At 47.6% G+C, this 11,967-nt stretch carries 12 protein-coding genes; 4 read left to right on the top strand and 8 right to left on the bottom strand.

Annotated features, from left to right (window positions below):
* The first annotated feature begins 21 nt into the window (after window positions 1–21).
* Both EXU85_RS24100 and EXU85_RS24095 read left to right on the top strand, forming a co-directional pair.
* Window positions 22–2,925: a M14 family zinc carboxypeptidase gene (locus EXU85_RS24100; protein ID WP_142774534.1), complete on the top strand. Its 2,904-nt coding sequence runs from the start codon at window positions 22–24 to the stop codon at window positions 2,923–2,925.
* A gap of 132 nt (window positions 2,926–3,057) precedes the next feature.
* On the top strand, window positions 3,058–4,137 hold the full coding sequence (locus EXU85_RS24095) for a hypothetical protein (RefSeq protein ID WP_142774533.1): 1,080 nt from the start codon (window positions 3,058–3,060) through the stop codon (window positions 4,135–4,137).
* Window positions 4,138–4,208: 71 nt separating this feature from the next.
* Here the strand turns inward: EXU85_RS24095 and EXU85_RS24090 are convergent, their stop codons facing one another.
* From EXU85_RS24090 to EXU85_RS24080, 4 genes are all read right to left on the bottom strand, one after another.
* Entirely contained in the window at window positions 4,209–4,607 is a 399-nt protein-coding gene (locus EXU85_RS24090; protein ID WP_142774532.1) for an OsmC family protein, read from the bottom strand.
* Window positions 4,608–4,613: 6 nt separating this feature from the next.
* Window positions 4,614–5,189: a dihydrofolate reductase family protein gene (locus EXU85_RS24085; protein WP_142774531.1), complete on the bottom strand. Its 576-nt coding sequence runs from the start codon at window positions 5,187–5,189 to the stop codon at window positions 4,614–4,616.
* A gap of 34 nt (window positions 5,190–5,223) precedes the next feature.
* A complete protein-coding gene (locus tag EXU85_RS35480; RefSeq protein WP_168207860.1) occupies window positions 5,224–5,361 on the bottom strand; it encodes a hypothetical protein in 138 nt (45 codons plus the stop codon).
* Window positions 5,362–5,423: 62 nt separating this feature from the next.
* Window positions 5,424–6,002, bottom strand: coding sequence for a dihydrofolate reductase family protein (locus tag EXU85_RS24080; RefSeq protein ID WP_142774530.1), 579 nt, complete (start codon window positions 6,000–6,002; stop codon window positions 5,424–5,426).
* A 128-nt stretch (window positions 6,003–6,130) separates the two neighbouring features.
* Between EXU85_RS24080 and EXU85_RS24075 the strand changes: the two genes are divergently transcribed.
* On the top strand, window positions 6,131–7,108 hold the full coding sequence (locus tag EXU85_RS24075; RefSeq protein WP_142774529.1) for a GlxA family transcriptional regulator: 978 nt from the start codon (window positions 6,131–6,133) through the stop codon (window positions 7,106–7,108).
* A 122-nt stretch (window positions 7,109–7,230) separates the two neighbouring features.
* Here EXU85_RS24075 and EXU85_RS24070 read toward each other — a convergent pair whose 3' ends face one another.
* Both EXU85_RS24070 and EXU85_RS24065 read right to left on the bottom strand, forming a co-directional pair.
* Window positions 7,231–8,010 (bottom strand): response regulator, encoded by a 780-nt coding sequence (locus EXU85_RS24070; protein WP_142774528.1) that lies wholly within the window; start codon window positions 8,008–8,010, stop codon window positions 7,231–7,233.
* A gap of 62 nt (window positions 8,011–8,072) precedes the next feature.
* Window positions 8,073–9,878 carry a histidine kinase dimerization/phosphoacceptor domain -containing protein gene (locus EXU85_RS24065; protein ID WP_142774527.1) on the bottom strand — a complete coding sequence of 602 codons (1,806 nt, stop codon included), beginning with the start codon at window positions 9,876–9,878 and terminating at the stop codon, window positions 8,073–8,075.
* A gap of 235 nt (window positions 9,879–10,113) precedes the next feature.
* Between EXU85_RS24065 and EXU85_RS24060 the strand changes: the two genes are divergently transcribed.
* Window positions 10,114–10,347, top strand: coding sequence for a hypothetical protein (locus EXU85_RS24060; protein WP_142774526.1), 234 nt, complete (start codon window positions 10,114–10,116; stop codon window positions 10,345–10,347).
* An 82-nt stretch (window positions 10,348–10,429) separates the two neighbouring features.
* Here EXU85_RS24060 and EXU85_RS24055 read toward each other — a convergent pair whose 3' ends face one another.
* Together EXU85_RS24055 and EXU85_RS24050 are read right to left on the bottom strand one after the other, a co-directional pair.
* On the bottom strand, window positions 10,430–10,963 hold the full coding sequence (locus EXU85_RS24055; RefSeq protein ID WP_142774525.1) for an RNA 2'-phosphotransferase: 534 nt from the start codon (window positions 10,961–10,963) through the stop codon (window positions 10,430–10,432).
* A 27-nt stretch (window positions 10,964–10,990) separates the two neighbouring features.
* Entirely contained in the window at window positions 10,991–11,920 is a 930-nt protein-coding gene (locus tag EXU85_RS24050) for a nucleoside hydrolase (RefSeq protein ID WP_142774524.1), read from the bottom strand.
* Window positions 11,921–11,967 lie beyond the last annotated feature (47 nt).

The raw sequence follows: 11,967 nt of genomic DNA, 5'->3' as shown, positions 1-11,967 counted from the left end.
ACTACCCAATCAACTAACTTCATGCAACTCTTTACGAACAAACGACTTGGTCGAATAGGCTCATTGGCGATAGCCGGGCTTATGCTCGGTAGCTCATCGCTTCGGGCACAACAGCCCGGAACGCCGGACCGTGACGACACCTATAATCAGAAAATCAGGGAATACACGACGGATAAGCGGTTTCTGCCGGCGTCTGTCCTGAACCTTCCCGATGATCCGAAAGTGCCGTCTCCGCTCAAGCATTTTGGCCAGATTATCGGGACACCGGGCATCATTCACCGCACGCCCGAGATTTATGGCTACTACAAAAAACTGGCGGAGACCTCGCCCAATATCACCATGCAGCAGGTGAGCACGACCGAGGAAGGCCGTCCGATTCAGTTGGTGGTGATCGGCAACGAGGAGGCCATGAAACGGCTGGACCATTACAAAAAGCAACTCGCGCTACTGGCCGATCCCCGCAAAATGGGCAATCAGGACATCGAGAAAGTGCTGGGCGATACCAAGCTGGTGTACTACCTGAACGGGGGGCTTCACTCGCCAGAAATGGGTTCGCCGGAAATGCTGATGGAACTGGCGTATCGGCTGGTTACCAGCCAGTCGCCCGATATTAAAACCATTCGGGACAACATCATCGTCATCATCAATCCCGTATCGGAACCCGACGGCTGGGATAAGCAGGTGGATTGGTATAATCGCTACTCCAAAGTGCGTAAAGACTTCGATGATGGTTTCCCAAAATCACCACCGTATTGGGGCAAGTATGTCTACCACGATAACAACCGCGATGGGTTACAGATTTCGCAGTCGCTGACCAAAGCGATGTACAAAATCTTTTACGAGTGGCACCCAACGGCTAGTCTCGATTTACACGAGTCGGTGCCGCTGCTATACATCTCGACCGGAACCGGCCCTTACAACGAAACCATCGACCCGATCACCATTGGCGAATGGCAGATCATGGCCCACCACGACATTACGGCGCTGGCTGCGCAGGGTATTCCCGGCGTATTTACCTGGGCGTTTTACGATGGCTGGTATCCCGGCTATGCGCTCTGGATTTCCAACAACCACAATGCCGTTGGCCGTTTTTACGAAACCTTTGGTAATGCGGGTGCCAATACCTACCTGCGGGATCTGGCTAATCAGAAATACGCGGGCGATGAAGTTACCTCCAAAGAGTGGTACCGTCCTGATCCGGCTACCGAAAAAGTGTACTGGTCGTATCGAAATGGCATCAACTACATGGAGGCCGGGGTGTTGGCGTCCCTGTCGTACGGGGCCACGAATAGCCGGATGATGTTGAAGAATTTCTATCAGAAAGGCCTGAATAACATCCGAAAAGGTACCGAAGAAAAACCCCGCGCGTTTGTCATTCCGAAAGATCAGCGGGACCCCGCTATGGCGGCTTACCTGGTGAACCAGCTTCGGGCGCAGGCCATTGAGGTACACAAGGCCGAATCGGGTAAAAATCAGGGCGATTATGTGGTGTTGCTCAATCAACCCTATCGCAATCTGGCGATGTCGTTGTTAACCAAACAGAACTATCCGAAAGAAGCAAAGTTTCCGCCTTACGATGACATTGCCTGGACACTGGGCTACCTCTATGGCGTAGATGTGAAAGCCGAAGACAGCGTCAAGTATGCAACGGCTGATCTGAAAATGATTAGCGACGATGTGAAGTATGCAGGTACGATTGAGGGTGACGGAACGAGCTATGTGCTGAATTACAAAGGCCAGAACAACCTGCTGCCCGCACTTCTCTGGATGAAATCGCAGGGGAGCAAAACGGCCAAAGCGGTGGTGCTGGATACCAAAACAACGATTGCGGGAATCAAGGACACACTGGCAGCCGGAGCTGTGGTGTTCAAAGGCTTAACTGCCGATCAGTCTAAAAAGCTGGCAACCCAATATGGCCTTGATTTACAGGCGGCAAAAGGAGAGCCAACCGGACTCGGCGCGCCCTTGCGTCAGCACGACGTAAGCCTGCCCCGCGTAGCCATTTACCACAGTTGGTACAACACCCAGGATGAAGGCTGGGCGCGCTATACGTTCGAGCAACGCGGCATTCCGTACACGTCGATTAACAAAGATCAGCTAAAAGCGGGTGAGCTTCGGAAGAAATTCGATGTCATTCTGATTCCTCGGATGCGCGGTTCATCGACCAATTTCATCCACGAAATTGATAAGCGGTTTGGCCCACTTCCATACACCAAAACGCCCGATTTTCCATCGCATGGTTTCCCCGATGCCACCACCGATATTACGGGCGGTCCTGGTTTCGAAGGCGTTGAAAACCTGAAGCAGTTTGTGGAGTCGGGTGGTGTGCTGGTTACGCTGGATAACTCCTCGCTGATGATTGCCGAAACCGGCATTACCCGCGATCTGGACGAAGTAAGTGCCCCAACCTTATTCCATCCCGGCTCGATTGTAACGGTGAAGAATCGTCGCCCCGATAGCCCGGTTATGTACGGTTTTCCCGAAACCTTCCCGATTTTCCGGGGTATTGCGCCCCTGCTGCAAACGAAGCGCTACAACCGCGACATGATGCTGATGCAGTACGGTACCAAGCCACTCAAGGACGAGGAAGAATACAAGGGCTTGATTATGGGTATGCCGGATAAAAAGGCGGCTAAAGAAGCTCCGAAAACCGCTGCCCCGAAAAAGGAAGATCCCTATGTGCTCTCGGGTATGGTTCGGAATGAGCAAACGATTATCGGACATGGCGGTATTTTTAATGTGCCCGTGGGAACGGGGCGCGTCATTGCGTTCACGTTCGATCCGCTGCACCGTTACCTGAACCACCACGATGCGCCGTTGCTCTGGAATGTGCTGATCAACTGGAACCACCTCGATACGCCCGCTCCCGCAGCTACGGCTGAAATTAAAGCGACTCCGGCAACGAAATCGAGTGGTGGAAATTAACTAAAGCTGGCAATACAATAGACCGCAGATTTTTATGATTTTTCTGATCAGTCATGATTTTTTCGAATACTTGAAATCATACCAAAACCATAAGAATCATAAGAATCTGTGGTCTATTTTGACTTTCATCATATGCTAACGACTCGTAGTTTCTGGCTTAAATTTTTCGAAGTGCTGTGCCTGATTGTTGTGCTGATCGGGTTAATGCAAACCGTTGAATCGCTGTCGCGCTGGCAATTTGAAACGGTGAACGACTGGGCCAAATCATTGCCAATGCTGGCCGGTATGCTGGTGGTTAGCTTCGGGATAGCCTACGGCTGGGAGCGTAGCGGGAAAGGCGAACAGCTTCATGTTCTGTTTCAAACCATCATAGCGTTTTACGTCGCCTATTCGGTTACAGGCTATGGGGCAGCCAAAATTCTGAAAACGCAGTTTCAGCCGCCCAATTATGTCCTCGAAACGCCTATCAAAGACCTGAGCGGGTTTTGGTTAACCTGGACCTATTACGGCTATTCGCAGACAATGGCCTATATTCTGGGCTGGACCCAAATTATAGGGTGTATTCTGCTCCTGTTTCGACGTACCCGGCTGATTGGTGTTTTTGTATTGCTGCCCGTTATGGTCAACATCGACCTGATCGATCACTTCTACGAAATCTCTCCGCTGGCCTACTATAACGCGCTGCATTACACGTTCCTGCTGTTTTTCCTGCTGGCCTTGGATTATGATAAATTGAAGGCTGCGTTTCTGTCGTATCAGGAAAACGTTAGCCTGAACGGGAAGACAATCCTCCTTAATATCGTTCGGGTGTTGGTGATCGGGTTATCGTTCTGGCGGATCGCCAGCCTGCGGGATTCCTTTGAACCGAAGACGAAACTCAACGGCGTCTGGCAAGTGGAAACCATGGCTCGAAACCACAAGGTTGTGTCAGCCGCAACACCTCAAGATTCGGCCTGGTCGAAGATTTATTTTGAGTGGCGTTATGGTTGTTTATTCAAATACAATCCAGATCGGTTTCAGAAGCAGGATCTGCACGGCATGTATAAACTGGATGAGAAACTGAAAACGCTCAGCGTCGATTTTCCAAAAACAAACGGTGAGCCGGGCGATTCACTTCGAGTGAACTATACCTTACTGAACGACAGCACGCTAACGATGCAGGGGCGTTATAAGCAGGATTCATTAACGCTGAAGCTGAGGAAACTAATTTGACGTTATTTTTGAGAAAGTCTGAAGTTCGGCGGAGTCTGGAGACTCCGCCGAACTTAACTGACAGCCAGACATCAATCACTCAACGTAATGTTCAATCCCTTCCGAAGCGTATTCTGAATCTCCGCGACTTTGTCAGTGTGTCTGATTAATGCATCGATCTCTTCAGCAGGTGCGTTGGCAACCACATTGGCTTTGTAATGGAAGTTTGTTCCGGGTTCACCTTCTGCGCCAAACTCGCCTGTACACACAACTTCCACTTCCGATACGCTTATCTCTCGTTTAGCCGCTTCCCGGTAGATGTCGTTACAAAAGCAGGTGGCAAGAGCGAGCAGGAGAAGTTCACCGCCATTCACAGAAGACCCGTAGCCTGAGGATTTCGCTGGGATTTCAACGACTTTGGAATCATCGTTTGTTTGCACTACTGCTTCATGATGGTGAAACGTGTTTTTGACTGTGGCAGCTAGTTTCATACTCGTTCAGGATTCTCTTAACTGTTCATAATGAAGGGCCAGAACACCACAATCAAACGGTTTGGTTTCAACAAGTTTTAGCCTGGTCCTGCCCGTTATGTTTTTAAATAGAGGCATACCTTGCCCCAGAATAACTGGATTGACAAATAACCAGAACTCGTCAATTAGCCCCTGATTTAATAATGATTGAGAAGCCCCCGGACTTCCGAAAATTAAAATGTTTCGTCCTTCCTGCTGCTTTAATTTGTGTATATGGTCAGAAAGGTGATCGCTAATAACGGTGGTGTTGGTTAAACCCGTTTCGCTCATTGTTTTCGACAGCACAACCTTGGGTACTTTGTTGTACCAACTGCTGTGTTCAATGTCGTGCCTGCTCGCATTGGGTTGATCGGCGGCTGTGGGCCAGTATGCCTGCATCATCTCATAGGTTACCCGACCATAGAGCGCTGTATCTGCCTGCTCAGTCATGGTGCCTACAAAGTCAAACAGCACATCGTCCAGATTTATCCAATCCATTTCTCCGTTTGGGCCTGCCACAAAACCGTCGAGGGAGGTGTGCATAAAAAAAATTAACTTTCTCATGGGGTATAGGGCTGATAGTAATTACAATTAGATTTTACACCAGACTTCCTTTGGTTAAGGTGGCGTGTAAACTGTTCTGCTGAGCTTCGGCAGGCATCTGACTGGCAAATGGCGCATCGGCAATCGTTTGGACACTTAATTCACCACCTAGACACGTCTGGTAAAAGGTCATAACCTCACGGCAGCTGCCGTTGACATTCAGATACGCATTAAGTTGTGTCGTGATTGGGTTGGTTAGTTTCTGTTGACCTGGTAGTAGAGCCCTACAACCCCGGAGTTAAACGCTTTGGACTTGATGAGTGTCAGCTTTATTGGATCAATGCCGTTTTTAAACAAGGGTTTCCCAGTACCTAAAACAATGGGTTCCAGTTTAATGCGGTATTCGTCAACCAGATTCAACTCCGTTAAAGCAGCAGCAAAGGCTGCCCCACCAAAGGTGATCATATCCCCACCGGGCTGTTCTTTTAAGTACGCAATCTCATCGGTAAGCTCCCGTTCTGCCAACCGACAATTCGTCCAGCCAACCGTTTTTAGTGATTTCGAAAAGACTACTTTGGGCGTATTGTTCATCCAGTTGCCAAAGTCAACCAGCTCGTCCGGGAGGTCTGGATTCTCGGGAACAGACGGCCAGAAGCCCGCAAACCCCTCGTACAGTACCCTGCCAACCAACATGGTATCTACCGTACTCAGGAAGTCGGATTCCAGGTATTTGCCCATGTCATCATCGTTTCGGGTCATCCAATCCTGCTCACCATTGGGGCCACACACGAAGCCATCGAGCGATACGTGCATGAATAAAATCACTTTTCTCATACTACTTTTAGTTGACTTGATTTCTGGTTTGATATAGGCAAATGTACTGGTATTTGTCGATGAAGAGAGGGGGTAAATACGTCAATTTAAGGGTTGATTCCGACACCATTTTTCGCTATTTTTGGTCTATGAAACAGATATCGATCCTAATCCCAAAAGGTGCTATTTTAGGTAGTCTAGAAGGCACTCGCCAATTGTTTTCGGAAGTAAATAATTTTTTTAGAATGAGGGGTGAAAATCCCTTATTCAATGTGCAATTAGTAGGCCTTTCTAAAGAAACTCCTATAAGCGGAGGCTTATTTACTGTCCATGCAGATTTACTGTTAAATGAAGTAGAAAAAGCAGATTTAATTGTTATTCCGGCGCTCGATGGTGATCTGAAAATTGCAATAGAAAACAACCGGGAGTTTATTCCCTGGATTGTCAACCAATATGAAAATGGCGCAGAGATAGCCAGCCTTTGTGTAGGCGCTTTTTTACTGGCTTCAACAGGCTTACTTAAAGGTCGAAAATGCGCGACACACTGGCTGGCGGAAAATCAGTTCAGGCAATTTTTCCCGGATGTAGATTTAGTGACGGAGAAAATTATTACCGATGAATATGGCATTTATTCGAGTGGAGGAGCTTTTTCCTACCTGAACCTTATTTTATACTTAATTGAGAAATATGCCGGACGGGATATCGCTATTCTGGCTGCCAAGGTATTTGCTATAGAAATAGAACGGGATAATCAATCGTCCTTTACCATTTTTCAGGGCCAGAAAGAGCATGAGGATGAGCCGATAAAAAAAGCGCAGGAGTTTATTGAGCAGAATTTCCAGGATAAAATATCGGTAGAGGATCTGGCATCTAAATTTGCTTTGGGAAGACGAAATCTAGAACGACGATTTAAAAAAGCGACTTCCAATACGGTTGCTGAATATATGCAACGGGTTAAGATGGAAGCTGCTAAAAAAAGTCTGGAAACGGGAAGGAAAACAGTCAATGAAATTATGTATGATGTTGGCTATTCTGACACTAAAGCATTCAGAACCATATTTAAAAAAATAACAGGATTAGCCCCCATTGATTATCGTAATAAATACAATAGAGAAATGATAGCGTAGTAGTCAGATAACCGCGTTAATTTATTAAACACAGAGTCACAGAAATCACAGAGAAAGCTAGTTCTCATGAATGACATCTCTGTGCTCTTTGTGGCTCTGTGTTTAATAAATAAAATGGGTTCTTACCGATGCAGGAAGTGTCGCAAAAAGTCATCCTTATAACTTCGGCTTAGGGGAATTAACTGTGGGCCAATGCTTACCTCCGCTTCATTAAACGAATCTACTTTGTGGATATTGACAGCATAGGAACGATGAATACGAACCAGCTCGGGCTGATTGATTCGTTCCAGAATACCACTCAAGGTAAGTCGAAGCACGTACTTACGGCCCGTGGTGTATAAGGTCGTATAGATATTATCAGCCTCTAAATACAGTAGGTCGCTGAGGTTGACTTTAACGAACTGATAGTTCTGCTTGATAAACAGATAGTCATTGATTTGCAGTATGGCTTCCCGTCCCAGTACATCACGTTCTGATGGCGTGATTACGGGTTGGTTGGCTGGAGTGGGCGTAGCACGGGCTGTAAAGTTGTGGATAGCCAGTTCAATGGCGGTTCGAAGACTATGCAATTGATACGGTTTATTGACATAAGCCGCCGGGTAGGTTTGCTTGGCCCGATCCAGGGTTTCCCGATCAGTCAGGGCGGTTAGGTAAATGACAGGTACAGGTCGCTCGGCCACCAGGTGTTGAACCGTTTGAATGCCATCCCAATCGCCCTTGATCGTGATATCACACAGCAGTAGATCAACGGGTTGCCGTTTGAATAGATCCAGAGCTTTACGGCCATTATTAGCAGTGCCAACTACGTCGTATCCTTCATCCTCCAGGCTATCACTCAATTCCATCGCGAGGATGGGTTCATCTTCAACAATCAGGATTTTTACGCGTTCATCCGGGTTCATAACGAGCTAATTAACAGGATTCAGACCTGCCATTCTGTAAAATAAAGGTTACTGAAGTACGCTTATACTTGTGGGCGAATGGTAGGCATGTGTAACCGGAACAAGGTTCCATTCTGTTTGAGTAACTCAAAATGCCCTTCGAGTTGTTCACTAAGTGACGCAATCAGGCGTTTGCCAAAGGAAGACCGATTGCCTTGTTGCTGCCAGTCGGCCACCTCAATACCCGGTCCGTTATCCTGCACTTCTAATGTAATACCCGGATGCGCCGAATCCGATTGTCGTCGTAAGTCGATGCGTAGTAGTGGGCGTTTCCCATTGGTCTTGCTGTAGGCATATTTAAATGCGTTGGTAACCAGTTCATTAACGATCAGCCCTAATGGCATGGCCATATCCACATCCAGTTCCTGTAGCTCAATATTGAGTTGCAGATCGAACTCGTCGGCAGGGTAATCATAGGCCCGCATCAGGCTTTCCGACAAATCAGTCAGGTAATCGCGCATGTTCACCGTTGTTACTTCGTCAGTCTGATAAAGCCGCTGATGGATAAGCGACATGGCTTCTACCCGCTGCTGGCCTACCCGCACGGCCTGAATGGCCTTTTCGTCGTCCATCCGGTTCGATTGCAGCTTCAGCAGGCTGGACACAATGGCCAGGTTATTTTTGACCCGATGGTGTAACTCTTTCATCATCAGGGTTAACTGAACAGACTGCTGGGTAATTTTCTGCCGACTTTGCCGGACCCGTTCGTATAACCAGTACAGTGTTCCCAGCAGAATAGTCAGGATTACTAAGCCACCTGCGCCTGCCCAAAGCTGGCGGGTTTGCCGGGCATTTGTAGCAGCTAGCTGCCGGATATTTTCTTCTTTTTCGCGGGTCTGGTAGCGCGTTTCCAGTTCCGCAACCTGTCGGTTTTTCGTTGCGTTAAATACACTGTCGTGGCTGGCCATCTGCCGTTTATAGAAGGTAAGTGCCTTCTGGAAGTCACCTCGTTTTTCCCAAATTCGGCTTAAGTGGCTGTTTATGTCTTCCTGCATGGCATACTTTTCTGTCCCGGTTTTTTCCGACCATGCCAGTGCCCGATAACAGGCTTGCTCGGCTTCGTCTAATTTGTTCTGCGGAATTAGTGCGTAGGGAATACTGGCGTCTACATAGCCTTGTAATAGCTCATCGTTTTCGGTTTTGGCATAGGCCATCACCTGCCGGAATGCCTGCTCGGCGCGGGCATACTGCCCCATGTTTTTATACAGTAACCCCGCGTTGAACAGGTTGCCATAATACGTTTGCCACTCTTTTTTGGCTTTATAATAGGCTAATACTTTCTCTGTATTGGCATAGGCTGATGCGTACTGCTTGCTTTGACTATCAATGTTGACCAATTCGCTATAAAACTCAGGTAAAAGCTGCTCCAGACCGAATTGTTGAGCAGTGGCCAGACCTTGCTGAATGTAATGACGAGCCTCTTTAATATTATTAAGCCGATTATAGCAAAAGCCGATAAAGTGAAACGTTCGGGTATAAAGACGATGATCGCCAGCTGCTTTAAAAGCAGTCTGCGCTTTTTGGTACGCTTCAATGGCCGGGCCAAAATCGCCGGTTGATTCATACCATAAACCCATTTTACGGTAACTCATCCCGGTCGACTTACTATCATCACCTGACTGGGCAATCGTCAGGGCTTGTTCATATAGTTTTTTCGCGGGAATAAACTGACTGGCATTGATCAGAGAATCACCTGTATGCCAAAGTACGCGCAGTTTGGTTGAATCAGGGGCGTTCAACAAGGTTGGTGGTAATTCATTCTGGGCCTTTACTGTATACAGTATCACACAAAACGTGACGCTAAGTAAAAGCTTGACTAAATAATTCATAGGGCTAGGAAGGCTAATCAGAGCACTAATTTAAACCATATGCCTGTTAAGTAACATTCGGTATATATTTATTTATGCTATTTATTTAGTTCATATCGTTACCCAGCAGATTCCGGGTTATATAATTATTTGGGGCGGGGGTGATGGCTGTCATGTTAAACCCATAAACACCGGAGCTGCCTGTCCGGCAAATGCCTTATGGGCTATCAAACACGGCGATTACTTGAAGCAAAATATGGCCCGGGCACTCAAGGGACAATCCTTAAAGCCCTTCTCTTCCAGTGGATTGGGGCAGTTTGCCAGTTTTTGGTGTTGGGCGGGGGGGATTGCAGAAGTATATGGCTTCCAGCTTACAGGGTTGGTGGCCTTGTTAATGCGGTGGTTTGCCTTTAACTACGTTATGCCTTCGCGGAAAGTGATGCTCCGAGGAGTAGGCGATTGGTTTTTCCTGGCTTTCCATGGCCAGTGAAAAGGCTTGCGGTTAAAGGAAGAAGGGACTACTGGAAAAAGTGAAGTGGAAACAGATCTTAAGTCTGTATTGATCCTATAAGTCAAGGGCGTTTGATGTACTTTGGGGGTACCTGTTCGGTTAGCCAAACCCCATTGGCCGATAGGTAGAATTCTATATTGTCCTTACTCATCTGTTCTGCGTCGATTTCTAAAACAACAGGTACCCCATGTCTTTGGCCAACTTTATAGGCTGTTTCACTATCGCTGCTCAAATGAACGTGGTGTCTTTTTCGCTTCTCCAACCCCATTCGAAGAATGGAGGTAACAGAAGTGCTACCGGTTCCATGATATAGTAATTTGGGCGGCAATTCGGCCTTGTAGCCCAGTTCTACTTCAACAGAATGACCTTGATTGGCTCGAATTCTGGTTTTATCATCATTAAAGGAAAATCGCTTCTTATTATTCGTGTCTACAACATGATCTAAGGTAGGTCTGTCAATCTGTGCTTTGCTCAGGAGTGTCTCAACATCTGTCCAGCCATTGGTATCCAATTCGATTCCAAGTAAGGTGGGGCGGTGCCTGAGCACTAAGCTTAATAGTTTACTGATTCGGGTATTTTCTTTTTCGCTTATCATAGCCGTAAGCACGTTTAAACTGAAGCCTTATCGCTTAAACTGCGTCAGAATATATTCGTAAAAATACGCCACATTCACGTCCGTCGCGATTTTTAGTTCGTAGCCGCTTTCATCCAGATACGTTTGTCCGGCGTTAGGGGGTCGGGTACTTACGTTTGCTTTCACCGTTTCGGTGGTGAATTGCTCGGGCATGGCTAAGTAGCTGGTTGCCAGAATGTCCCACATGAAATAGGTGTAGTGGTAACTCGGAATCGTATCGAGCGTAAGTGCCCAGAGTTGACCCGTCAGGTTGGATAGCGTATAATCGATCTGCGTGGCCAGCGTAGACAGGAACTTCTTCGTGACAGGCACATGATTCGTCACGTCCAGGGGAATCAAGGTTAAGGGCAGTTCATAGGAAACCAGTTTCTGTGAGCTGATCGGGTCCCAGAACACATTCCATTCGGCACTACCATCGTGTTGAAACGTCTGCACGTTTCCGGTGGTTCGAAAGGCGCCCGCCATCCAGACAATCTCTTCGATTTTTGCTTTTAATTCGGGCGCCTTTTCGAGAGCCAGTACCAGATTGGAGCAGGGGCCGGTCATCAGAATCGTTACTTTTTGAGTAGCCGATGATAGTTTGTTGATGAGTAACTCAGGCGCACTCGGGTAAGCATACGGGTCGGGTGATTTCGGCAGGTTAATCAGCAGGGGTAAAGCATTGATGATTTCGGGGCGTGCCCGCCATTCGCTCGGAAACGCATTGATGCCATAGTAATCACCACGCCCTAACGCCACCTGTTCCTGCCCCATTATCTGGAGGAGTTTATAAGTCGATTCAAGGGCGGGTTCAATGTAACAATCGGCGGGCGTGACCGTAACGCCGATCAATTTAGTGTCGGGCATGGTGAGTACCAGCAACTGAGACAGTAAGTCGTCAATTGCACCGTCATGATCCATCAGAACGAGTTTAGGCATATAGAACGCGGATTATTATGATTTTTAAGATTAATGGGCCGCCGATG

Origin of the sequence: Spirosoma sp. KCTC 42546 (genome assembly GCF_006965485.1) — a bacterium.
Lineage (GTDB): Bacteria > Bacteroidota > Bacteroidia > Cytophagales > Spirosomataceae > Spirosoma.
The sequence above is the reverse complement of the archived record's forward strand: the minus strand, read 5'-3'. Positions and strand labels throughout refer to the sequence as shown.

Bases quoted from the DNA above. Each gene is read 5' to 3' on its own strand.
- EXU85_RS24070 (WP_142774528.1), bottom strand. From the start codon at position 8,010: ATGAACCCGGATGAACGCGTAAAAATCCTGATTGTTGAAGATGAACCC.
- EXU85_RS24055 (WP_142774525.1), bottom strand. From the start codon at position 10,963: ATGATAAGCGAAAAAGAAAATACCCGAATCAGTAAACTATTAAGCTTA.
- EXU85_RS24100 (WP_142774534.1), top strand. From the start codon at position 22: ATGCAACTCTTTACGAACAAACGACTTGGTCGAATAGGCTCATTGGCG.
- EXU85_RS24085 (WP_142774531.1), bottom strand. From the start codon at position 5,189: ATGAGAAAGTTAATTTTTTTTATGCACACCTCCCTCGACGGTTTTGTG.
- EXU85_RS24050 (WP_142774524.1), bottom strand. From the start codon at position 11,920: ATGCCTAAACTCGTTCTGATGGATCATGACGGTGCAATTGACGACTTA.
- EXU85_RS24075 (WP_142774529.1), top strand. From the start codon at position 6,131: ATGAAACAGATATCGATCCTAATCCCAAAAGGTGCTATTTTAGGTAGT.
- EXU85_RS24080 (WP_142774530.1), bottom strand. From the start codon at position 6,002: ATGAGAAAAGTGATTTTATTCATGCACGTATCGCTCGATGGCTTCGTG.
- EXU85_RS24095 (WP_142774533.1), top strand. From the start codon at position 3,058: ATGCTAACGACTCGTAGTTTCTGGCTTAAATTTTTCGAAGTGCTGTGC.
- EXU85_RS24090 (WP_142774532.1), bottom strand. From the start codon at position 4,607: ATGAAACTAGCTGCCACAGTCAAAAACACGTTTCACCATCATGAAGCA.
- EXU85_RS24065 (WP_142774527.1), bottom strand. From the start codon at position 9,878: ATGAATTATTTAGTCAAGCTTTTACTTAGCGTCACGTTTTGTGTGATA.
- EXU85_RS24060 (WP_142774526.1), top strand. From the start codon at position 10,114: ATGGCCCGGGCACTCAAGGGACAATCCTTAAAGCCCTTCTCTTCCAGT.
- EXU85_RS35480 (WP_168207860.1), bottom strand. From the start codon at position 5,361: ATGACCTTTTACCAGACGTGTCTAGGTGGTGAATTAAGTGTCCAAACG.